Below are 21,339 nucleotides of genomic sequence, written 5' to 3' on the forward strand. Positions count from 1 at the left end.
TTCGCCAAACTCAAGGATTGGCGGCGCATCGCCACCCGCTATGACCGTTGCGCGCACGCCTTCTTCTCGGCAATCTGTATCGTCGCAGCCGTCGCCTTCTTCCTCAATCAATGAGTCCTGAGCCTAGATCACGTCATTTGCATTCGGGCGGAATCGCCCAAATGCAAGCGACGTGATCGATTCCCAAAGTTTAGAGGGCGCTCTAGCGCCGGGCGTAATAAAGCGGCGCCTGGCGGCGATGGCTGAGCAGAATGAGCAGCGCGCCGACGCCGCCGAAGGCCACGCTGACCGGCGCCGTCATCAGCGTCGTCAGAACCGGGTCCCACAAAAACGCCGAGATATTCTCGACGCTCGACTGCATCGACTGGTAGAGGCCGGGAAAGACCGCTGACGCTCCCCGATTGATGCTTGTCACCATCAGGCGCCCGGCGGCGATCGAGCGGGTGCCGTCGACGATGAGGGCGATAAAGCCGCCGGCGAGCAGGAGCAGGCCGATCAGTCGTGTGAGGAGTCGCAGCATGGTCTCGTCGTTCGGATGGAGAAATGGCGTGAATCGGCGCGGGGAAGAATAGGCGCCGCGGCCGCGCCTGTCCATGCGCTGTCCGGTCCGCGAGCAGGCCAAGCGCTGACCGTTTGCGGCGATTGCGTTTAAGGCGTGCGTGAATATATTGCGCGCTTCGCGGAGGGGTGGCCGAGTGGTTGAAGGCGCACGCCTGGAAAGTGTGTATGCGGGAAACCGTATCGCGGGTTCGAATCCCGCCCCCTCCGCCATTTTGTTTAATAAAATTAGTGAATATCAATGAGTTAATTAGCCGCAATCAAGCTGGGTCTTACAATTAGTCTTACAACTTGACAGCGCGAGGCAATTGGCATGGGAAACGCCGATGGTTTGACTCTCGCGCAACGAGTGCGACGGCGGATTGCTTTGCTAGGCGGCTCATATACCCATCCGGATGGACAGATAGAGCTCGATTTCGATGAACCTGCCGGGATAGACATTAGGAACGATAGCGACGAAGTGCAGCAAGCAAAGCTCGCCGCCTACGAGCGGAGAAAACGGGCCGATAACCAGCAAGTCGCGATGTTTGTGTTCGGCTTTTTGGCCGGAGCCACGCTAATGCATTATTGGCCATCGCTTTGGCCATTTTGAGACCTGCATGCGTTGATGATGCCGGCCAGTTTTTCCGCAGCGTCGTTCAGCGGCATTAACTGAATCCCTAAAACGAAAGGCGCATCAGCGCCAGTTGTTATGACGACGCCGATAGTTTTCGCCTTCATGATCGCAGCAACCTCTCTGTTCGTGATGACGTATGCCGCTGCCAATATCCCGTGAAGTCGGGGCTAGCCTTTTTCTTCGTCATCAACGCGGCTAGGCGCTCCATCTGCTCGCCGTTCGACAAGCGCCGATGATCCTCGCGCCATGAGGCTTCCTGCGCATAGCGGAGCAAATAAACGCCAGCGACATGATGATGGTGCCCAATCTCGGCGCGGCGCAAGCGGCTGAAATATTCCTCGGCTGCGTTCGTGCAAGCGCCGTCGAATGAATACGCTTCTTCGTGATTGATGCGCTTCATTTCGAACTGAGCATGAAGCGCGTCCCACGCTTTGCCTTCATCGGCGTTCACGATGCTGCCCTTGGCGATGCGAGACTTGATGAATGCCAGCGCGTGCCCTTCCGAGCGGAAGACGGCGGGGACCGAGCGGCCTTCGCGCTCGCGGACGATGACGACGCATTGGCGCTTGCCGCTTTGATTTACTGCCAGCCGGCGATCGCGGCGGTTCTCACGCATGTTCGCGGGCTTCACGTAACCACCGAAATAGCCACCGTCGATTTCACAAACCTTGCCGTCGCCGCCGACGATGCGGCCTTTCATCTCTTCGGCCATCGCCTCGCGCAGCTTGTGCAACAGGACGAAAGCGGCCTTGTAGGACGTTCCAAGGTCGCGAGACATGGCAAGAGCGCTCTTGCCCTTCACCTCATTGGCGAAGATGGCGATAGCGGCGAGATAGACGCGCAGCGGCAGCTTATGAGACGCAAAGAGCGTCCCACTGGTCACGTTGAAATCCTTCGCACAGGCGCGGCAACGGAAGCGCGGCGCTCCGTTCGGGCGACGGCAGTCATAGGCGTCGACGCCGCCGCAATGCGGGCATACCGGCTTGCCCTCAGTCTCGGGCCAGCGGACGCGGCAGAACGTCGCCTCGGCTTCCGCGTCGGACATGCGGAAGATGCTCGCGAGCGAGAGCGTCTTGGCGGCGCGGGAGAGAAGGAAGTGCTGCGACACGTCATTACCTATCATTTCTGATAGCTAACGGATACGATAGCCTTGACAGCCTGTCAATAACATTCTATCGTTTTTGATAGCTTTCTTGAACGATAGGTTTGGCCATGGGGTTCGCGAAGACCGAAGAGGAATGGCAAGCGCGCGCCAGCGCGTTTCTCAAGGCGAAAATGAAAGAAGCAGAGGTCACTTACGCCGAAATGGCGAAGCGCCTCAAAAAGCATGGACTGAGCGAAACCGAAGCTTCGATCACCATGAAACTAAAACGGGGGACGTTTTCAGCGATCTTTTTGCTTGCCTGCATTACCGTGCTCGGGCTTACCGGCATAGACTTGGAGGACATTTAATGGAAGGCGATCCAATATGCGCTTAAAGTACTGGATTTTAACTGGTTTCATCGCATCGTTTTTCTTGTGGGGAGCGGTGGAGTCAAATCCAACTCCCGACACTCAGAATAACCAAAAAGATGTTCGTAATACCAAAGACCGCGAAAATAGAAGCGATGGCCGGTCGCCTTCGAGCGCGCCGCAGAAATCTCGCCACAACGAACGACACGACGCCAATAATGGAAGATATTCCCTCTGGGGTGTGGCTTGGGTCGGGTGGATTCGAGCTTGGGTTGCTAGGGTAATCAACGAGCCGCCGAATTTCTTTGCCCTTATGGTCGCCGTTTTCACGTATTTTCTTTGGGATGCGACCGCCAGTCTTTTCACTGAAACCAAGCGGCTCAGCGACGCCGCTGACGCTCAAAAGGACGACACCGCTAAATCTATCGCCATCGCCAAGGAATCCGCCGACGCTGCATTGAAATCCGCCAACCTCGCTGAAACAGCGATGCACAGACTCGAAAGGGCGTATGTTTTTGTTAAGGATTTCAGCGTGAATATCACTAGGAAACCAGGGCAGTTGAGTGCGTACGGTTTTGAAATTCCAGGCGTTATCGAATACTATTCCATCCAAATCGTATTGTGTAATAGTGGACGCAGTCCAGCAATCAAGGCAGTGTTTTATAGCGGAACGTTCAATCCTACCAACGAGAGCGCCACAGAATACAAATTGCCTGAGCCCATAGAAAAATTGACATTTATAATTGGTCCTGGAGCTGAAATTAGTGTCGATGTAATCATAATATCTGCTGACGACGCGGATAGAATATCCATCGGCATGACAAGATATTTCATCTTTGGCGCTATAGATTATGACGACATCTTTGAGGGAACAAACCGCCATCGGACGGAATATTGTTTCGAGGTCATATTCAAACAATCGAGCATAGCATTCGTCCCTTACGCCAATTTCAATGCCACCGATGGCGATTGCTGGAGAAAGCCAAAGCCATACGAAGATAATAAGCCCGCACCGGGCCGCGCCGAACAAGCGCCCGACTCCTAATCATCGCCTCTCCATTTTAGGTGGCGATGACCCGTGCGGGAGCTTGTGGCGGTTGCGCCATAATACCGGGCTTTCGTCCATATCGACTGCTTATAAGGATCGCCAATTAGAACAATACAAATCAGAATCGAGAGAACGCGTGTCAAATGCAGAAGCAGCAGCAAAAAAGGCCCAAGAGTCCGCGGCGCTCGCCGATGAGCGGTCAAAAGTCCTCGCTTTAGAGGCTGACAAAGCGAGGCTCGAAACAGAACGGATCAAAGCGCAATTAGCGTGGCGCTCCCTTCCTCCAGACATAGGGAAGCAACTCAAAACAGCGCTTTCACAGCATGCTGGAAAAGCAAACATCCAACACGTGGCGAACGACCCGGAAGCGCTGTATCTGGCCATTCAAATCGCCAACATTTTTGGCGAAGCCAAATGGGAAATTCAAATGTTAGCTGTCACGATGTCAGGATCACTACCTTTTGGAATCTTCATCCCCGAAAGCCAATCGCCAGATCTTCCTATAATTCGCGCCTCGTTCACATCCGCACACATACCTTTCTCGCAGAATCAATTACCCGCATCAGGAATGGGGTTTGGCGGCTCCATTCCGGACGCGCCAATTGTGTTTGTAGGGTCTAAACCGCCAGTTCGCTAGCGCCCTGGTTTCGGCGGCCTCCCTCGTTTGTACCGTGCCGCGCCGTTCTCCGAGTAGGCATTCGACGCGGGCCACAGAGGCTTAACGCGATACCAGCCGTTGCATAAGGCGGGTTAACTCGCTTTCCAACTCGGCATCGGTCATTTGTTCTTCGGGACGCTTAGGAATCTCTTTGGGCAATAGCGAAGCGATTAGCCTAAGATAGGCCGCAGTATCGGATATCCTGCAATTCTCGATTGCCGTAGCGCCGTGCAATTCGTAGTCATCCCGCAACGCTTTAACAAACGCTTTCGGAAATAAATTACGTGAGCCCTTGCGCGTTGTCTTAGGCAGGTGGTTTCGCCACAAAGTATGTCCGGGCAATAACTGACCCTTCGCATCGCGCTGCTTAGCGCTAACGAGCGTCTCATCGTCCGTGCGATCAAGCGCTGTGTTCTTTTCCTGCATGTTTCGAACCAAACCGTCGTTGCATATTCAGCTTCACCTTAGGGGAGACTCACCTTCCGAATCGGAAGTAAGAGAAGGGTCAAACTTCGACGTGTTCAGCTTGGCGAAGAAAGGTTTTTATTTCCGAGCGGAGTCTCTCGATATCGCTGATACGCGGGTCGTCCATGACACTATCTAAACGACTTAGAATCTCGCGTGCAGCCTCAATAAATTGGCGGTCTCCAGAAAGCAAAAATCCTTTATTTGCCCGCTCGAAAGCAATTGCACAGTCTATTGACCTGGCGCCCAGCGCAACGTCAAGCACGGTTTTCTCGTGCTGCACCAAGCTGTCGATTGTCTCGGTGGCCTGCTTCAATTTTAAACGGAAGCCGTCTTCGTCTGTGTCGCTGTAGACGATCCAATCTGTGCGGGTTAGATCTGAGGGTGCCTTGGCGCGCTCGGATTTCACTATGACCAGTGGCTTTCCACTCATCGCAGCAAATCCGAGTTCCAACATAATATTTGCGATCGCAGTCGGCCGCGTTTTGTGTGAATAGATCGCTACTGTAAATCCTGTCGCCCGGATTAGGCCAAGAATTCGTTCGAGAAAATCCTTTCCACCAGTCGAAGCGTCGGCATCCACGATTTTAATCTCGTGGGCCAGAAACACCTCCTTCACGATCTCCGCCATACGAAGATCGATTTCGGGAGGGCTTCCAATTTGTCGCATGACGAATGCGTGCTTTGGAAGCAAGCGTTTCGGAACGGTATCAAGAACTGTTTCGGCGAGGGGCGAAAAGACGAGCGGCACTATTTCTTCCGTGTGATATCTTTAACACCCTTATAAGGTCCGGGCGTCTTCTTTTGGTCCACGATGCGGCCCGTGTTGGTATCTATCTTGACATAGCGATCAGTGACGGGATTCTTGACCTGCACGCGTTCCTTTACAGCGCCAGTTCGGCTCGAATGACCGGTGTTTTTTCCCATAACTAGGTCTTTCAGGGGTTTCTCGATAGCAAATTGCCACGGCGCTTGGTGGTCCGCAATTCGCCTGAGCAGAGTGCATGGATTGGTTCAGAACGTCTGGCTGAGTTCGAGGTGTGTTGCGCTCAGAGATTATGGATACTGCCGTGACGGGATGGGCTACGCTTAGTTCACTTCAATTGCACGTCTCCACACAACCAAGCATTTGACGACTCGACCGTCCCGCCTTCGCCAGTCTACCAGCTTCCCCCACCTTGGCGGAGTGGCGGTCTTGCGGTCTTACGGTTGGGGCGCGCCAATTCGGCAAGCAACCCGGGTTTATGTTCGCGCAGCACAGGAAGCCATTCCCGCGAGCGTTCGCAGGACGTAGATCGTTAATTTGTTACAGCTTTCAAGCTTGATGCTAACGCCTTCGGCGGCTGCTTCTTTAATGAGGATCGAGGCGCTCACATCTCGCCTTCCCCCTCTTCAGAGGTAAGACCGCAAGACCGCCAAGAATTTGAGGTGGGAGTGTTTGGCGGAGTTAGCCGCCAGGACCATTTGTTTTCGTGCCTGAATGCCTCGACGCCGAGAGCCTGCTTTGCGCGCTCAACTGTCCGCCAACCAATAGCGTGCGCCGCCGCCGCGGCGTGGAGTTCCTTTGTTGCGACCGGGCCTTCCGCCAACTGCTTTCTGAGGAAGTCCTCGGCATCGCTAAACGCGCCTTTGTCCTCTGACGATTCGGCCTCGGCCGCCGCGAGCATGTCGCGAGCCGTGCCTTCGATGGCCTCGCCGAAGGCCGCGATGCTGGCGATGATGCGGGCGTCGCCCGGCATGGGCTCTTGGCGCAGCTCATAGGCGAAGCCTCCTTCATCGGGTCCGATGTTGTTTTTGGCGCGGGCGAGGAAGCGACGCGGGGGCGACCCGTCATCTGTCTCGCCTTCCTTCGCCGCAATCATGACGACACGCGCAATAGCGCCGAAGGCGATCGAGCCGGTAATGCGCTCAATCGGCTCTCGCCCGGCCGTGCCTTTGCTGAAATGAGTGATGCCGAGAAGCGCGGCATTCGCCGACGCGGCGAGGTCGACGAGCGGCTGCAGGGCTCGCCGCGTCTCTGTGTTTTTGTGGCTGTCGCCGGCGACCGCATTGACGACGGGGTCGACGATGATCATGGCGCAGCCGCCAGCGTCGGCGATTGCCTTCTCCAAGCCCTCCATATCCTTCGACGGATCAAATGGCCGACGGTCGGCCCCCTGGATCACTTCGTCCACAAAATAGATGCGATCCATATCCGCGCCTGAGGCGAGAAGTCGTGGAACAAGCGTATCGGCGGGGTCGTCCTCGCCAGACCAGATGACGACATTGCCGAGAGGCGAATGTGATCCGTCCGGCCATCGACCGCCGGTCGTCAAGGTCGCGGCCATGCACATAGCGATCGTCGTCTTGCCCGCGCCCGGCTGTCCGCCAACAATGTGCATTTTCCTTCGCGCGAGCCATCCGGGCCAGAGCCAAGAGATGGGCTCCGGTTTGAGGCTGGAAGCCCGTGTCAGCTTGACGATTGGCGCGGGATGGTCGAGCGCGACGCGCAGCAATTCGCCCGGCGGATCATGTGCCTCATTCGACGAGGCGCGAGCCACATCTGAGTTTGCCGCGCCGCCCGGCGGAGGCTTTTGCTTGAGCGCCGCCCCCAGCCGCGTGGTAGCCTGTTCCGCGTTGTGGCGCGCCATCGCCCGCTCAACGCTCGGACGTATTGCATCTACTCTGGCGGCCTTTTTCGCCGCGTCAGCCGTATATGTCTTGATGGCGCTCTTGATGACGAATTCGGAAAGCCACGTCCCGCCGCCACGTCGGCTATCCCACTTGGCGCGGTAGAGACCCGACCTGCGCATGAGGCTGTCGATTTGCGCCGGGTCGCTCGTGTAAAAGGCCAACATCCGCGCAAGCACGCGATCGGCCATGCTGTCCGACACGTCGCCCGTGGCGCTCTTGTTGTAACGAATACCCCGACTGTCGTGGCCGTAGTTGAACTCTGCCCGGTCGCCGCGCCACAGCACATTGAACTTGTCGGCGTTGGCGGCCCGCTTCGCTTTTTCGATGATCGCGTCATCATCGTCGCGCGGCGCGACTTCGGCGCGCTGGGGCATCCCCTCCTCTTGTGGTAATTCGTCCACATGAGGGAAGCTGTTGAGCAAAGCTTCCGGCGACCAAAGCTCGCCGCGCTGTAGGGACAGCGACGTGGGCTCAGGCTTACGGCCCTCGGCGATCTTCTTGGCGTTTGGCCAGTTGGGCGTACCGGGGACGCGGTAAACATGCGCCACGGAGCCGGTGCAATGGTCCGCGCCGACAAAGCGGTTAAGCCGAAGACCTAATGCGGCGGCGGCTTCCGGCGAGACGAAAGTGTCGAACAGCAGCCACTTGTGACAGCGCGCTTTGGATGTTTTCACGTGAAGAGTTGACGCAACATCATTACGGAAGACGCCGGTGTCATCGTCCACAACGAGTGCATAAACGAGACCCGTCGCTTCAAACTTCCCGCGCCCGCCTGGGGCAATTATGGCGTCGTCGCGGATTGTCCTGCCGCCGATGTAGACATTGTGAGTATGCGCGTAGACGCGCACATCCCCCAACATTGCTTCAACATCGCCCACACAATAGCGCCGTTCCGCTACCGCTCCCGTGGACGGCTGAATGAAGACAAGCTGCATTTTGCCGACAGGGCAATCTTGCGGAAGTTTGCTAGCCAACGCAGCGACGTGATCGTTTAGCAGCACGAGAAACGCATTCACGTCGTTCTCGTTGTAGAGACTTGCGCTAGCAACATGTGCGATGGATACAGCCGCACTCTTGATCCGGGAATCAGGCACAACGACCGGCTGGGACGCGGACTTCAATCCGTCCCCTCCGCCCCAAAGCTGTGGACTAGCGGTGGTTGAGCATAACGGCGGCGCAACCCGAGCGTAGTTCAATGCTCCGCGTTTCATCTCGGGGACGATTATTATCCTGCTCACATGGTATTCGCTCGTTTCTCCTACGAGCCCATTTTTCTTCGCGCCGTCTAGAAGCGCGCGTAAGGCCCCATCGCCGGGGAGCCAGCCTTTTTCGGCATATGCGCCAGCGAGGTAAGCAGACTCTTTAAGAAGCTGCTCTCGGTCCGCGTCGTTCGCGGTTTCGATTTTCGCGCACGCCATGGAGAACCATGCGGCGCAGCGATGCTTCGGTTGATCCCGACTGTGGGCGTTCACTGCGCGTCCTCCCAGTCGAACTTATGGGAGAATAGGGACAGGCCGAGACCAGCGGCTGCGTGCGCCCGACGGTAGTCGTCCATGGCCGCTGTGCGTGAGCGCAAAGGCGATGACAACGGGACTCCCCGTAGGCGCAGGTAACGCAAAATTTCAGCATCCGTGCGCAGTGGCGGAGGCTTGCTCGCACACAGGAAGGCGCACGAGATGACCCCGCGCCCCCAGTAGCGCGAGATGACCAGATTTACCTTGCCTTTCCGCCCGTTTTCGTCGTCGGTGCAAAGAGTGACGCCTTCCAACGCCGCAACAGGTTGAAAAGGCCGTGCTCTAAAGCGTCGCCAAGGCCGCTGCGCAAACCACTTGCCATCGTCAGCGAAAATTCCCCCATCGGGCGGGAAAGAAGGATTCAAGCCGGTTTTCATCGGCCCTCCCTCCCGCCAACGCCTTCCGACAGGATGCGCAGCGCCTCGGCGTGCGGGACGAGCACGCGCCCACCGATACGAATGGTTCTGATTTTTTCTTGCCGCACATACTTCCAAAACGTCGACGCGCTAATGCCCACGCGCTCGCAGAACTGCTTTACGCGATGCGCCCGGACGGTGTCGGCTTCTGTGTGATTTGTCACGGTGTTATCTCCGGTTGGTCGAGATAACCCGCCATTTTTCACACGAGACAGCCTCACACAATATGTGCATTTGCGCCAAATTACGCGGATGGCGCGGCGCGATTTTTTCTAGGCCCCCGAGGCCCCGGTCCTTGGCTGCCTCCGGCCTGTTTGCGCAAGTCACGAACTTCCCGCCGGCTGATATTCAGGCTCGCGTCTTTTACCAATTGAATGGCTTCCGTTTGCGTAAGGCTGGGGTTATCTTTCACGGCCTCACAGATACGTTTCCTGGCTTCCGCCAGATTGCCCCTTTCCGCCGTCAATACCTTTGTGAGCCATGCGGCAAACGAAGCCCCGTCGACAGAAACGTTCCACCATCTTTGGTGTTCGTTCCGCCAGGCGGCCTCTAACTTGTCATACGAAACAGATAGTTGATCAGTCTCGATCGTATTGTCTTTGTGACCAAGCGCGCGCGAAGTACGAAAAAAGTTTCTGTCGACAGGATCGCTGGCGTCGCCGCCCTCTTTCGGCGATCCGAAGAATTTAATGACGCCATCGAGACCCGCACTGAAAAGCGCCGTCGCCGCGCGCCTGCGTTCTGAAATATTGGCGAAGTTCGGCCTTCCGTCCGGCATGACCTCATCCGGCGGATGGCCACCGAACGCCATGACATTTATGGCGTCAGCAAGCGAGAGGACCTTGCCGAGCGCCTCGACCTTTTCGAGCGTCAAAATTGGAGGCGGCCGCCATGCCGAAGTCAGATCAAGACAACTATCGCCGATCGAATTTAACCAGGACTCATCTGCGTCGAGAAATTCCATCGCGAGCCCTCGCGAAGCCCAGTGAGCGCAGGGAAACCGATGGGCTTATCGGCTTGTCGGCCGGCCGGCCTATCCCCGCGCGTTCAATTTAGCTCTTTCGCGTCATCGGAACCACATTTGAGCCGTCCTTAGGCTCGCAGTGATTCGACCATGCGGTCATTAGTTCTCGGCGCTTTTCGAGCGCGTCACTGCGCCTGTAAGCCTGTTCGGCCTTGTCGCCGATGACATGAGCGAGCGCCGCCTCTGCGACCTCACGCGGGAAATGCGTTTCATTGCCGGCCCAATCTCGGAAGGCTGAGCGAAAGCCGTGAACGGTGACGCTCTCGACGCCCATGCGCCGCAAGACCATTTCCATCGCCATATTGGAAAGAGGTTTTCCCTCACGCTGGCCAGGAAAGACGAAGTCGCCCGTTCGCGCGTTGGCGAGCGTTTCGAAGATCGCGAGCGCACGGCCGGACAGTGGGATGCGATGCTCGCGGGCCGCCTTCGTTCGCCCTGCAGGCACGGTCCAGACCTTCGCTTTCAAGTCGATTTCAGACCAGCGAGCGCCGAGAACCTCGCCCGAGCGCGTTGCAGTCAGAATGCAGAGCTCCAAGGCCATCGCCGCAAGGGCGTCACGCTCCCGCAATCGGGCGACAAAGGCAGGAACGTCGTCATAAGCCATCGCCGCATGATGGCCGCGCGAAAGCTTTTGACGCGTGGGGAGCAAGTGCAAGAGATGGCCGCGCCATGCGGCAGGGTTCTCGCCCGTGCGATGGCCTTGCGCCTTGGCCGCGTCCAGAACGGCCTCGATGCGTCCGCGCAGGCGGGAGGCGGTTTCGGGCTTTTCGAACCAAATAGGCTTCAAGACGGCCAGGACGGCTTCTGTGTCGATTTGATCGACAGGTCGCGAGCGCAGCGGCGCGGCATAGGTTTCGAGCGTCATGCGCCATTGCGCCCGGTGCTTTTCATTGCGCCACTCACTTTGCTTGGTGGCGATTAGCCCGTCGGCGACCTCTCCAAACGTCGGCTTGCCGGCGCTTGCCTTCGCGGCTTCGCGGCGCGCCTTAATAGGGTTGCACCTGTTGGCGAGCGTCTTGCGCGCGTCACCCGCCTTGGCCCGCGCCTCGGCCAGGGAAACAAGGTCCGCCGACCCAAGGCCCATTTCCGTGACCCGCGCCTGCCACGTGAATCGATAGACCCATTTGCGCGCGCCCGTTGGCGACACAACCAGCCACAGCCCGCCGCCGTCGCCATACCGCCCCGGCTTGGTTGTCGCCGCAGCCCGCGCCGTCAGTTTCCCGGCCATGTGCCCCGCCCGCGTCTGGTCTTACAATCAGTCTTACAATTCGACGCGGATTGTGACATACGACGGCGGACAAGGAAAGACGGTCTGGCTATAGAAGCCTTAGAAAATAAGGGATAGCGTGGACAGCCTCAAATTGCCTCGAACGCTAGTTAGGCGGACGCCCCCTCCGCCACTTTCTATTGATGTTGCAGACAACATTATTTTTAATTGCTTGAGAAGACAGCTTGGCGGGTTGTCCCCCCGAACTAGCCCAAAGGGGCCGGGCCGATCTTTCCTCTCAACGGCGGCGTCGCCGTGGGGCGGCATCGTCACTTTGTCGCCGCCGGACCGGGAACGCCCAACGTCGCGAGGCGCCGCGCCCGGCATCAACATTCATTTGCTAACAGTCCCAGTTCCAGCGCCCGTTCGACCAACGCCAGCAACGGCCGCGATGCCACCCGCGCCGAGCCCACCCCTCATGCCATCGACCGAGGTGCCAACCGCCGTGGCGGCCGCCGCTGTGGTAGCCCCCGTGTTGTCCACTGTCGTTATGGCCGCCACCGTGATGCCCGCCAACGTGATGGCCACCGCCATGGCGACCGTCACCATGCCCCTGTTCGAGAGCCACACTCGGCAGCGCCAATGCACCGACCAGGGCCGCCGAATATACGAGTGTTCGAAGCATGTTTTTTCTCTTTGGCTAAGCGTTTTCCTCAGCCATTTGGCCGCCAACGTCCTTGCCGCCATAAGGGTAACGTGTCCGATGAGGCGCAGTTCCGGGGGCAATCGACAGGGCTAAAGAACTCGCCTCGCACCCGAGGAAGTGCGCGCCGTTTCGCAACCAGCCACGGCCGACGCACGCCCTTGCATTTTTCGTTACACGGCCGCGAGCACTCTCAGGCTCAAGGAACGCGACAAGGACTGAGGGCGGTTACTGCATGTCGTTCCTTTGGACGCGCCTAAAGAAGGAAGCGCCGAACAATGAAGCCTTTCGCTACCGTCCCTACCATGAAGATCGTCGATGAAGGCCCCGAAGTGGGTTCTCAGTGACAACGGCCGTTGATGGACGCAGTGATTTTGTGGGCGCTCTTGTCCAAGACGTAAAGGCTTATCACGCCGGTTTGGCGGTCGATATTCCCGCCCTGGTCCTTCCGGGCATTCTTGAAGACATAGAACCTTTGATCCTTCTGAATTAGCGAAAAGGCTGTCCCGAGATTGCCGACTCCATTTAACGTCACAGCCTTGCCTTTGATCTCGACCGAGAACGGCTCGATAGGCGTTTCAGTCTTCTGACTCCCTTGCTGAAGACTGCCCTCACATTGGAAAGTTGTCGGGGCGTCTTCGGCAACGGCGAGTCGAGATGAGAGAATCAGAATAGCCGCGCTCGCCGCCAGCAGTCTCATCGCCTGGGTCCTTTCAGTTGCGCCAGCCGTCATCCTGCGGCGGCGCGCTAAGCGCCTAATCTAAGCTTGCGGCGAGAGTGGGGTCAGCCGTTCAATGGGCGCGCGTAGAGCGGGACCATGCGAATGACCGGGCGTCCATAATAGGAGCCACGCCGCTCTGCTCCGCCGCGCGCACATGCGCAATCATCGCCACAACGGCTTCTGTGTCCTTGTGGCCTATGAAGTTGTCGCACCGGCTTTCGCGCGGGAACTGAGGGCCATGTTACGGGAGAGGACTGAAAGACGCTCTGAGAAGATCGTCTGAGCGAACGGCGCGCCGACACGCTTCTTAGTTTCGGGACGCACCCTCAATCGAGCGCAGTTCGGCCGCCGCCGGGGCTCGCATGCTCGAATTAAGCTTCCGCAGCATCGTCACGCAGAGTTCCTTCACGGTCTCATCTTCAACCGTGTCGGCGAGCTTGGCCAAATGGCAGAACGCCATCGTGCGCTGAGAAACAGCGTCCGCGTATTCCGCCGGATCGGTCAAATTGAGAATGTCGTCGTGACTGCTGTCGTCAGACATGACGCAGAAACTCCAAGCTACTCGTTACGGGTGACGCGAGACAGGGCTCAGCCAAGGGGCTGATTTTATCAGGCGGGCGGATCGGAAGCCAAGCAACTCTTGCGCAAAGCCCCGCCTTAATGAGAGGCGCATGTCCGTAAGAGTATATCGCAAAGGACAGACGAAAATGGCCAAGAATGGTCGTCCGTTAGATTTGACTTGACCCAACGGACATAATACTGTTCGGACATAATCCTAACGGACACAGGGTCGCCTCATGAAAACGATCCTCTATGCGCGCGTCTCGACGCTGGACCAGACCATCGGCCACCAAGAAGCCCAAGCCCGAGCGGCTGGGTTCGCGATCGACGATGTGGTTGCTGACGAAGGCCTGTCGGGCCTTCGCGTTCCTCTTGCCGAGCGTCCCCAGGGCCGCCGCTTGTTCGATATGCTGCGGTCCGGGGATACGCTTGTCGTGCGTTGGGTGGACCGCCTCGGGCGCAACTACGCCGACGTGACGGACGCCATTCGGGAGTTCATGCGCCGCGGCGTTATCGTTCGAACGGTCATCAATGGGCTCAGCTTTGACGGCGCGACGACGGACCCCATGCAACAAGCCGTGCGGGATGCGCTGATCGCGTTCATGGCGGCGACGGCCCAGGCCCAAGCAGAGGCCACGAAGGAAGCGCAGCGCGCCGGGATCGAACGCGCGAAGGCAAACGCGCAAGAGAGCAAATACCGCGGCCGGAAGCCAGGTTTCTCACGCCCGCAGTTTGAAGCGGTCCGCGACATGCTCAATCAGGGAACGGGCGTCGGTTCTGTCGCGGCCGCGACGGGACTTTCGCGGCAGACGGTCTACCGTATCCGGGACAACGCAGCGGGCGCTGAGGCGGCCCTCGCGGAATGGGGAATGTAGCGGAGTGGACTGCGATGGCTGTTAAGAGGGCCATGGGGCGTGTCGTGCATGTTTCGTCGCGCCTGTCCGTATCAGTGTTTTCCCCCTTCTGTGATCTTGCGCCCGACGACCATCCAAAAATTTGGATTTCCTGTCACACATCGCCGCTTGGCGGCGTCTAATAGATCAAGACAGCGATTTTTGAGGGTCCATGTTGACGAAAGACCAGGATATTCTCGTCCGACACGCAAAGGACGGCGATGCCGCTGCTCTCGCCGAACTGATAAAGTCCGCGCAGGACGCTGTGTTTCGACTGTCCGTCCGCATGCTGGCGGATTTGGACGCCGCGCAGGACGCCACTCAGGAAATCCTGATCCGGGTCATTATCAAATTGTCGACCTTCAACGGCGACAGCCGTTTCGAGACATGGGTCTACAAGGTTGCAGTGAATTACCTCATTAGTGCTCGAAAGGTCGTTTCGCGCGACCCGGGTCTGTCCTTTGAAGCCTTTGGCGAGGATCTCATCGACGGGCTTGTCGACGAGAACATGGCGTCGCCGGAAGATCACGCCATGCTGAACGACCTACGCCTGCGATGTACGATGGCGATGCTGTTGTGCCTGGATCGCAAACACCGCGCAGCCTATGTGTTGGGAGAAGTGCTCGAGATGGAGCACGCCGAAGCCGCCGAGGTCCTGGGAATTGAACCGGCGACTTTCCGCAAACGACTGTCTCGGTCGCGCGCCAGCATCCAGGAATTTGCCGCCGCTCATTGCGGCTTGGCGAATGCTTCGGCCCCCTGCTCTTGCCCAAGACGGTTGCCGGCGGCGCTGAACTGCGGACGGCTTGACGCCGGGCCATCAGCGGCCTTCGCCAATGCGCCAAAATATGCTGCCGCCAAGGCGATGGCTGGCAGATTCAATGCGCAGCTCGCCACGGCCGAGCTCCAACGCGCCACCGGACCGCTGCGTGCGCCAGAGGATTTCGCCACGCGAGTGCTGAGCCTCGTCGATCCGCCCACCTGATCGTTCGCTCAAACAAAGGATGAATAAATGAAACGCGCTTTTGCGTGCACGCTGCCGCTTTGCCCAGCGTCTGCGCACTCCGTTTGCGCCAGAAAATAGAATCACATCCCAACAATCGTTTCGAACTGGAGAACGGAAAATGAAAAAAGACGAAAGCGACGTGCAAGCCGCAGTCGAAAAAATGACGGCGGCATTTCAGAACAGCGAGATCGAGACGGTGATGAGCGCCTATGAACATGGCGCTGCGGTTCTATTCGAACCGGGACAACCCGTCACCGACGAGCGGCAGCTTCGGCGGATGTTCAGCGACATGGCGGCCGCCAAGCCGGTTTTCACCTATTCGGGGCATGAAGTCGTCGCGAGCGGCGATACCGCCCTCCACATCGCGCCATGGCGCATGACGGCGCATGCGCCGGACGGACAGGAAATCGTGCAAACGGGGCTGTCCGTCGCGGTGCTGCGCCGCCAAGCGGACGGATCGTGGAAGATGGTTATCGACAACCCCCATGGCGATCGATTGCTGCCCCAGACCAAATAGAAATTTGCCTGAGCCGGTCGCATTGCGCGGCCGGCTCTCGATAAAGCGAGACTTTGCCATCGATAGCCGCCGAATAGTTTCGAGCTGAGCAAGATCGCCCGGATGTGCGCCCCAATTCCACCCGATTAAGCGGGCTTGAGGAAATCCGCCTGCGCCGAAGCGGCAGCTGAAGCCGATGACTCCGCATCTTGATGTGGATGGATCGCATCGGCGCCTTCAGGCGCGCCGGCCAGTCATATAAATTGCCGGTGCCGGATCCCGGCTTCTCGCGTAAGCGAGCTCCAAGCTATCGAAACCAATCACGTCATCTGCAGTTGGGCGATTCCGCCCAAAGGCGACGTGATCCAGCGATCGTCCTGAGGCGACATGACCCGCCTTCGCATGCACCGGGAGAGACATCTTGTCCAGCGCATCGGCTGGCTGAGGGCGGCGGTGCTTGGCGCCAATGACGGCATCGTCTCGACCGCGAGCCTCATCGTCGGCGTCGCCGCCGCCGCGTCGATGCGCGAAGACGTGCTGATCGCCGGCGTCGCCGGTCTCGCGGCCGGCGCCATGTCGATGGCCGCCGGCGAATATGTTTCGGTGAGCTCTCAATCGGACGCCGAAAAGGCCGATCTTGCGCGGGAGCGCGTGGAATTGAGCGAGCATACCGAACTCGAAAGGGAAGAACTGGCCCAGATTTACGTAGAGCGCGGCGTCGATCTGGATCTCGCCCGGCAAGTCGCTTGGCAGCTCATGCAGAAGGACGCCCTCACCGCCCATGCGCGCGATGAATTGGGCCTTTCCGAAATCGTTGCCGCGCGGCCTGTGCAGGCGGCGTTCGCCTCGGCCGTCACCTTCGCCTCGGGCGCCGCGCTGCCGCTCGTCGCGGCGTGGATTTCGCCGCATGAGGCGATCGTCCCGGTCGTGTCCGCCGCCTCTCTGGCGTGCCTCGCATTGCTCGGCGCCATCGGCGCGAGAGCCGGCGGCGCGCCCGTCTTTCGAGCGATGGTCCGCGTAACTTTCTGGGGCGCATTGGCGCTGGCGTTGACGGCGGGCGTCGGCAAGATTTTCGGCATGGCCGTGTGACGCCCGCGACCGGCGCTTTATCAGGGAAGGCGCGATCTACATTCGGAATGGAGCTGTGGATGATACGCTTGGCGCTTGTCGCGATCCTTGGCCTGGCGTCGGTTTCGGGCGGCAAATCCCGCGCGGAGGAGCGCCGGCCCGCCGAGACCGTGACCGAAATCGCCAGGACGACAAAAACCGCGACCGGCCAGCCCATCGCGCTCCCGCAAGGACCGACGCAAGTCGTCGCTTCGATCTATTCTCTGGTGCCGGGCGCGAGACTGCCGGAACACAAGCACCCTTTCCAGCGCTATGCCTATGTTCTTGAAGGCGAGCTGAGGGTCCAGCAGGCCGATGCCTCGTCGCGGGTCTACCGCGCCGGCGACTTCATCGTCGAAAGCGTCGACGGTTGGCATTTCGGCGCCGCCGCCGAGACCGGCCCGGTCAAATTGCTAGTCATCGACCAGGCGCCGCCCGGCGCCGAGGTTACGATTGATCGGCGTTAGATCACGTTGCATTGAGCCGTTCGGCCCGAATGTCGCGATCTAGCGCAGCTTGATCGTCAGATCGGTGCCGACGGCGCCGGTCTCGCTGCTGACCGGCTGGTCCGAGATGATGAGCGAAGCGCCGGTCCATAGCCGCTCGGCGATTCGGTCGCGCACTTCTTTCGGGATGTCGACGCGCTCCAGAGCCTCGGTCGGGCTCGTTGTCGTTCGCAAACTCCATGACAGGCCAGCCTCGTTGGAGGCGGTTTTTCTGCCTGCGCCCAACTCGTCGCCCAGGCGGACCGGCACAGAGATGACCTGCCATTTGAGCGACTTCCCGTCGTCGCTGGCCGCCGTCGCAATATAAAGATGCGATCCGAGCGGCGTTTTCGGGTCCCGGATTTCGATTGGCGCGTCGAACAGCGGCGCGAGCCCCTGGCGCACATAGATGCGCCCCTGCTTCTTGCTGATCAGCATCGAAATTGGCGCCGTGCGCCGCTCGGCTTCTTTTTGAGCGGCGACCGCCGCCGCCGCCGCGGTTCTCGCCTCAATGAGGCGTCGATCAGCCTCGGCGAACTCCGACTCCCTGGCGCTCGAGGCTGTTCTCGCCTGTTCGAGTTTCGCCGTGGCTTCGGCGAGAACGGAGTCGGCGTTGGTCTTCCTGAGCAGCAGCGCGTCCTGAATGAGGAGAGCCCTTCCATAGGCGGTCGTAAGCCGGTTGGCCTTGGCTTTGGCCCGCGCATCATCGCCGGACGATGCGTCGCGCTCCGCCGTCGCGGCCGGCTCTTGCTGGCTCGCGGCTGACGCCGTCGCGGCGTCATATGATGCGGCGGCCGCGTCCGCCTTGTTGCGCGCCCATATCTGCGACGCTTCGGCGGCGTTGAGTTCCGCCGCAGCCCGCGCCGCCTCTTTCTGCTTGGTTCCGACTTCGATGGTCAGCGCCTTGACCGCCTTGGCGGTGGCGACGACTTCGGCGACGGCCTTGGCCTTGAGCTGTTGAGCATATTGACGAGGATTGACCATCGGCTGTTCGGCGACGGCGCTCGGCGAGGCGCCGGCCGATGGCTCCGCCTTGTCGGCGGCGGCGGCTTCGACTTTCGGCTGCTCCGCCTGTCGCTGCAGGTCGTCGGCCGGCGCAACGGCCGCGACAGGAGCTTCCTGCGGCGCGACAGCTGCGGATTCCGCTTTGGCGGCGGCGGCCGGTTCGCTGGCCTCGGCCTTCGGCTGCTCCTTGACAGGTTCGGGCTCTGCGGCGCGCGCCTCGGCGACGGCGGGGGATGATGGCCGCTGGTCCGCGTCGGCGTCGGCTTTTGCCGAGTCGACCGCGTCGCCGCCTGTCTTGAGTTCTGGCTTCTCCGCCTGCGGCTGTGGAGCGATCGACGTGGGCGCCTCCGCCGCGACTTGCGTTCCCGAGCCGCCCTTTTCCGCTTCAGCGGACGTCCGCAACTTCGGCTGGGGCAGCAGCGCGTGGTCGAATTCGACGGGAGTCACCTCATGCGGCGCGATGACGACTCGCTCGCCGATCCTGGTCATGCCCCAGAGCTTGGCGGCGAATGCGGCGGGCAGCCTTATGCAGCCGTGCGAGGCCGGATGCCCGGGCACCACGCCAAGATGCATGGCGATGCCCGACCAAGTGATCCGCTGCATGAACGGCATCGGCGCGCTGGAATAGATATTGGAGCGATGGAAACGCTCGCGGCCGATGATGCTGAAAATGCCCTTGGGCGTCGGATGTCCGGCCATGCCTGTCGAAATCGCCGAACGGACGACGAGGCCGTTATGATTATAGATCGACACATGCTGGTCGGCGATCGACGCGATCAGGAAAAGAGGCCGATCGAGTTGCGGCGCATCAGCCTTCGCCTCGTGCCCCGGCTTTGCGCCGGTTTTATCCGCCGACTTGGATGAGGCTTTCTTTCCTCCGGCATGCCGCGGTCGAGCGACATGTTTGGGCTGCTCTCGCGGCGGCGCCGCCCGAGGCAGGCTGTCGCCGCCCCAAAAGAAAAAGCCCTGCGCCACGGCGGGCGTGAAAGAATAGCCGAGCGTCGCGGCGACGCCCGCGGCCAGAGCCACCGTAGAGAAAAGCCAAGCGCGAGAGCGCGTTCTCAAACGCATATTCCGCTCCAAACGTGGTTGGCCGCCTTTCGGTATCAGGCGAATCTCCTATTTAATCGATAATGAATGGCTAATCCGAGGCGGGATTGCACAGGCAAGGTCAAGCTTTCCCCCAGAACGCTGAAACATTTAAGCCTCCCGAACGCTGCTGATCGCTCAGAGTCGGCGCGATCTGCGAATCAGTCATCTCGGCGAGCACAGGTTTCTTCATGGATTCATTTACGAATTTTGGGACTACGCGACCTTTAAGACAGCATATCCCGAAAATGAATATTTGTCTTGAGCATAGCCTTTCAAGTCACAAACGCCGATTCTTCCGCGATGCTGCACAAATCCGCGCAAGGCGGCAACGCGGGGTGGACTCTGGCTGCCAGGGAAGAGCTTTTGAGACGAAATCATGCTCCTTGCCGCGCCCCGGCGAGGAATCTTGCAATGGCGGCGAAAGCGGCGTCCGCCTCGCTCAACAGGTCTGGAAAGAAGTAGAAGCCATGCGGCGCGGCGTCTCCGACGAAATGCACGACCTTGACGCCCGCCGCCTTCAGTTTCTCGGCAAAAGCGCGGTTTTCATCGACCAGCGGATCGGCCGCGCCGCTGATGATCAAGGTTTGCGGATAGCCGTTCAGATCGGCAAGCGCCGGGCTGGCCCAGGGATGGCGCCATTGCGCCGCCGTCGTCAGATAGGCGGCGCGCGCAAACGCCATGAAGGGCGCGTCGATCACGACGCCTGTCGGGGCCAGCCGCTCGAAAGACGGAAATCTTTCGAAGTGAAAATCCGTCACCGGACATAGAAGCGCAGCCGCACGTATCGACACGCGCTCCTCGCGCGCTCTGATCGCCAGCGCCGCGGCGAGATTGCCTCCAGCGGAATCTCCGCCGACCAATATGCGCGACGCGTCGCCGCCGATCTCGCCGCCTTTATCGCGCAGCCAGCGGAGAACCGCCATGCAATCGTCGAGACCGGCGGGAAACGGCCATTCGGGCGCCATGCGATAATTGACGCTGACGACGACCACATCGCTTTCGGCGGCGATACGGCTGGTGATGAACGCCGTGTCTTCCGATCGTCCGACGACAAAGCCGCCGCCGTGGACATAAAGCATCATCGGCCGCGGCCCTGCGCCGGGCGGCGCGAAACATTCGCAACGAACTGGACCAGCGTCGGAAGGAACGGCGAGAGTCGAAACCGACACTTGCGGATAGAGCTGCGCTGCGCTCGCAGGAAGTTCCGCCGGGTCGATCGTCAGGCCCTCGCCCCGGTAACAGGCGCGCACGGGCGCCAGCATCATGTCGCGCATCGCGACGGGCGTGCGCAGTTTCACCAGCATCCGATAGAAGGGCGCGGCCGGATCGTTTTGTGAAAGGCGGACGACTCCCGGTCCGTCGGTGCGCGCGTCGACGAAGGCGGACGCTTCGGCGGGGCCATTTTTTGCGTCTGTCATTAGCCCTTCTCCAAATCTTTGCGATTTCGCGACAGACGCGCCTGTTCTCATCAAGTCGCGGATATTGCGGCCGACGCACTCATGCGCGTCGACTGGAGACGCTTCGAAATCAATCCGCGCATCGCTGCAAACGCGTTCTCCAAATTGACAGGACGCGGCCGCAAGAACAATAATCGGGGCCTATCGTCTGCGGGGGCGAATTCCATGGCTGACAATGAGTC

General features: G+C 59.6%; 22 protein-coding genes, 1 tRNA gene and 1 pseudogene. 11 read left to right on the forward strand and 13 right to left on the reverse strand.

The genetic code is table 11. The features are described from left to right. Positions 1 to 114: pseudogene (locus AB7I51_RS12320) on the forward strand (IS5/IS1182 family transposase); the annotation flags it as partial. An 88-nt stretch (positions 115 to 202) separates the two neighbouring features. Here AB7I51_RS12320 and AB7I51_RS12325 read toward each other — a convergent pair. Beyond that, complete coding sequence (locus AB7I51_RS12325; RefSeq protein WP_428404536.1) at positions 203 to 595, reverse strand: hypothetical protein; 393 nt, start codon at positions 593 to 595, stop codon at positions 203 to 205. An 86-nt stretch (positions 596 to 681) separates the two neighbouring features. Here AB7I51_RS12325 and AB7I51_RS12330 point away from each other — a divergent pair. Continuing rightward, positions 682 to 771, forward strand: a tRNA-Ser gene (locus AB7I51_RS12330). A 100-nt stretch (positions 772 to 871) separates the two neighbouring features. Beyond that, entirely contained in the window at positions 872 to 1,150 is a 279-nt protein-coding gene (locus AB7I51_RS12335) for a hypothetical protein (RefSeq protein WP_428404535.1), read from the forward strand. Between the two features lie 124 nt (positions 1,151 to 1,274). Here the strand turns inward: AB7I51_RS12335 and AB7I51_RS12340 are convergent, their stop codons facing one another. Further along, positions 1,275 to 2,297 (reverse strand): IS1595 family transposase, encoded by a 1,023-nt coding sequence (locus AB7I51_RS12340; RefSeq protein ID WP_428404534.1) that lies wholly within the window; start codon positions 2,295 to 2,297, stop codon positions 1,275 to 1,277. Positions 2,298 to 2,386: 89 nt separating this feature from the next. On the opposite strand from AB7I51_RS12340, the gene AB7I51_RS12345 reads away from it, so the two are divergent. From AB7I51_RS12345 to AB7I51_RS12355, 3 genes are read left to right on the forward strand one after another with little or no spacing between them, the layout of a single operon-like run. Further along, on the forward strand, positions 2,387 to 2,626 hold the full coding sequence (locus AB7I51_RS12345) for a DUF6471 domain-containing protein (protein WP_428404533.1): 240 nt from the start codon (positions 2,387 to 2,389) through the stop codon (positions 2,624 to 2,626). Positions 2,627 to 2,642: 16 nt separating this feature from the next. After that, a complete protein-coding gene (locus AB7I51_RS12350; protein ID WP_428404532.1) occupies positions 2,643 to 3,671 on the forward strand; it encodes a hypothetical protein in 1,029 nt (342 codons plus the stop codon). A gap of 52 nt (positions 3,672 to 3,723) precedes the next feature. Continuing rightward, positions 3,724 to 4,311 (forward strand): hypothetical protein, encoded by a 588-nt coding sequence (locus AB7I51_RS12355; protein ID WP_428404531.1) that lies wholly within the window; start codon positions 3,724 to 3,726, stop codon positions 4,309 to 4,311. 81 nt (positions 4,312 to 4,392) lie between these two features. On the opposite strand, the gene AB7I51_RS12360 is transcribed toward AB7I51_RS12355, so the two are convergent. The 9 genes from AB7I51_RS12360 to AB7I51_RS12400 form a co-directional block, all read right to left on the reverse strand. Continuing rightward, positions 4,393 to 4,758, reverse strand: coding sequence for a hypothetical protein (locus AB7I51_RS12360; RefSeq protein ID WP_428404530.1), 366 nt, complete (start codon positions 4,756 to 4,758; stop codon positions 4,393 to 4,395). Between the two features lie 79 nt (positions 4,759 to 4,837). Continuing rightward, complete coding sequence (locus tag AB7I51_RS12365) at positions 4,838 to 5,548, reverse strand: hypothetical protein (protein WP_428404529.1); 711 nt, start codon at positions 5,546 to 5,548, stop codon at positions 4,838 to 4,840. Positions 5,549 to 6,167: 619 nt separating this feature from the next. After that, the gene (locus AB7I51_RS12370; RefSeq protein ID WP_428406244.1) at positions 6,168 to 8,486 is read right to left on the reverse strand and encodes an AAA family ATPase; all 2,319 of its coding nucleotides are present in this window, start codon (positions 8,484 to 8,486) and stop codon (positions 6,168 to 6,170) included. 452 nt (positions 8,487 to 8,938) lie between these two features. Continuing rightward, entirely contained in the window at positions 8,939 to 9,361 is a 423-nt protein-coding gene (locus AB7I51_RS12375; RefSeq protein ID WP_428406245.1) for a hypothetical protein, read from the reverse strand. Beyond that, positions 9,358 to 9,564 (reverse strand): helix-turn-helix transcriptional regulator, encoded by a 207-nt coding sequence (locus tag AB7I51_RS12380; RefSeq protein ID WP_428404527.1) that lies wholly within the window; start codon positions 9,562 to 9,564, stop codon positions 9,358 to 9,360. The genes AB7I51_RS12375 and AB7I51_RS12380 overlap by 4 nt, the downstream gene beginning before the upstream one ends. A gap of 80 nt (positions 9,565 to 9,644) precedes the next feature. After that, a complete protein-coding gene (locus AB7I51_RS12385) occupies positions 9,645 to 10,364 on the reverse strand; it encodes a hypothetical protein (protein ID WP_428404526.1) in 720 nt (239 codons plus the stop codon). 88 nt (positions 10,365 to 10,452) lie between these two features. Then, positions 10,453 to 11,652 carry a tyrosine-type recombinase/integrase gene (locus AB7I51_RS12390; RefSeq protein ID WP_428404525.1) on the reverse strand — a complete coding sequence of 400 codons (1,200 nt, stop codon included), beginning with the start codon at positions 11,650 to 11,652 and terminating at the stop codon, positions 10,453 to 10,455. A gap of 1,022 nt (positions 11,653 to 12,674) precedes the next feature. Further along, positions 12,675 to 13,034 (reverse strand): hypothetical protein, encoded by a 360-nt coding sequence (locus AB7I51_RS12395; RefSeq protein WP_428404524.1) that lies wholly within the window; start codon positions 13,032 to 13,034, stop codon positions 12,675 to 12,677. Between the two features lie 328 nt (positions 13,035 to 13,362). Next, the gene (locus tag AB7I51_RS12400; RefSeq protein WP_409981406.1) at positions 13,363 to 13,596 is read right to left on the reverse strand and encodes a hypothetical protein; all 234 of its coding nucleotides are present in this window, start codon (positions 13,594 to 13,596) and stop codon (positions 13,363 to 13,365) included. 256 nt (positions 13,597 to 13,852) lie between these two features. Between AB7I51_RS12400 and AB7I51_RS12405 the strand changes: the two genes are divergently transcribed. From AB7I51_RS12405 to AB7I51_RS12425, 5 genes are all read left to right on the forward strand, one after another. Then, a complete protein-coding gene (locus AB7I51_RS12405) occupies positions 13,853 to 14,491 on the forward strand; it encodes a recombinase family protein (RefSeq protein WP_428404523.1) in 639 nt (212 codons plus the stop codon). A gap of 190 nt (positions 14,492 to 14,681) precedes the next feature. Continuing rightward, on the forward strand, positions 14,682 to 15,494 hold the full coding sequence (locus AB7I51_RS12410) for an RNA polymerase sigma factor (RefSeq protein ID WP_428404522.1): 813 nt from the start codon (positions 14,682 to 14,684) through the stop codon (positions 15,492 to 15,494). Positions 15,495 to 15,633: 139 nt separating this feature from the next. Next, positions 15,634 to 16,032: a YybH family protein gene (locus AB7I51_RS12415; RefSeq protein ID WP_428404521.1), complete on the forward strand. Its 399-nt coding sequence runs from the start codon at positions 15,634 to 15,636 to the stop codon at positions 16,030 to 16,032. Positions 16,033 to 16,398: 366 nt separating this feature from the next. Next, positions 16,399 to 17,100 (forward strand): VIT1/CCC1 transporter family protein, encoded by a 702-nt coding sequence (locus AB7I51_RS12420; RefSeq protein WP_428404520.1) that lies wholly within the window; start codon positions 16,399 to 16,401, stop codon positions 17,098 to 17,100. Between the two features lie 59 nt (positions 17,101 to 17,159). Continuing rightward, a complete protein-coding gene (locus AB7I51_RS12425; RefSeq protein WP_428404519.1) occupies positions 17,160 to 17,585 on the forward strand; it encodes a cupin domain-containing protein in 426 nt (141 codons plus the stop codon). Between the two features lie 39 nt (positions 17,586 to 17,624). Here AB7I51_RS12425 and AB7I51_RS12430 read toward each other — a convergent pair whose 3' ends face one another. Beyond that, entirely contained in the window at positions 17,625 to 19,637 is a 2,013-nt protein-coding gene (locus AB7I51_RS12430) for a L,D-transpeptidase family protein (RefSeq protein WP_428404518.1), read from the reverse strand. 437 nt (positions 19,638 to 20,074) lie between these two features. Next, positions 20,075 to 21,118, reverse strand: coding sequence for an alpha/beta hydrolase (locus AB7I51_RS12435; RefSeq protein WP_428404517.1), 1,044 nt, complete (start codon positions 21,116 to 21,118; stop codon positions 20,075 to 20,077). Between the last annotated feature and the right edge of the window lie 221 nt (positions 21,119 to 21,339).

It is taken from the genome of Methylocystis sp. (genome assembly GCF_050246715.1).
Taxonomy (GTDB): Bacteria; Pseudomonadota; Alphaproteobacteria; order Rhizobiales; family Beijerinckiaceae; genus Methylocystis.

Bases quoted from the DNA above. Each gene is read 5' to 3' on its own strand.
- AB7I51_RS12325 (WP_428404536.1), bottom strand. From the start codon at position 595: ATGGACAGGCGCGGCCGCGGCGCCTATTCTTCCCCGCGCCGATTCACG.
- AB7I51_RS12335 (WP_428404535.1), top strand. From the start codon at position 872: ATGGGAAACGCCGATGGTTTGACTCTCGCGCAACGAGTGCGACGGCGG.
- AB7I51_RS12340 (WP_428404534.1), bottom strand. From the start codon at position 2,297: ATGATAGGTAATGACGTGTCGCAGCACTTCCTTCTCTCCCGCGCCGCC.
- AB7I51_RS12345 (WP_428404533.1), top strand. From the start codon at position 2,387: ATGGGGTTCGCGAAGACCGAAGAGGAATGGCAAGCGCGCGCCAGCGCG.
- AB7I51_RS12350 (WP_428404532.1), top strand. From the start codon at position 2,643: ATGCGCTTAAAGTACTGGATTTTAACTGGTTTCATCGCATCGTTTTTC.
- AB7I51_RS12360 (WP_428404530.1), bottom strand. From the start codon at position 4,758: ATGCAGGAAAAGAACACAGCGCTTGATCGCACGGACGATGAGACGCTC.
- AB7I51_RS12375 (WP_428406245.1), bottom strand. From the start codon at position 9,361: ATGAAAACCGGCTTGAATCCTTCTTTCCCGCCCGATGGGGGAATTTTC.
- AB7I51_RS12385 (WP_428404526.1), bottom strand. From the start codon at position 10,364: ATGGAATTTCTCGACGCAGATGAGTCCTGGTTAAATTCGATCGGCGAT.
- AB7I51_RS12390 (WP_428404525.1), bottom strand. From the start codon at position 11,652: ATGGCCGGGAAACTGACGGCGCGGGCTGCGGCGACAACCAAGCCGGGG.
- AB7I51_RS12395 (WP_428404524.1), bottom strand. From the start codon at position 13,034: ATGAGACTGCTGGCGGCGAGCGCGGCTATTCTGATTCTCTCATCTCGA.
- AB7I51_RS12400 (WP_409981406.1), bottom strand. From the start codon at position 13,596: ATGTCTGACGACAGCAGTCACGACGACATTCTCAATTTGACCGATCCG.
- AB7I51_RS12405 (WP_428404523.1), top strand. From the start codon at position 13,853: ATGAAAACGATCCTCTATGCGCGCGTCTCGACGCTGGACCAGACCATC.
- AB7I51_RS12410 (WP_428404522.1), top strand. From the start codon at position 14,682: ATGTTGACGAAAGACCAGGATATTCTCGTCCGACACGCAAAGGACGGC.
- AB7I51_RS12415 (WP_428404521.1), top strand. From the start codon at position 15,634: ATGAAAAAAGACGAAAGCGACGTGCAAGCCGCAGTCGAAAAAATGACG.
- AB7I51_RS12420 (WP_428404520.1), top strand. From the start codon at position 16,399: ATGACCCGCCTTCGCATGCACCGGGAGAGACATCTTGTCCAGCGCATC.
- AB7I51_RS12425 (WP_428404519.1), top strand. From the start codon at position 17,160: ATGATACGCTTGGCGCTTGTCGCGATCCTTGGCCTGGCGTCGGTTTCG.
- AB7I51_RS12435 (WP_428404517.1), bottom strand. From the start codon at position 21,118: ATGACAGACGCAAAAAATGGCCCCGCCGAAGCGTCCGCCTTCGTCGAC.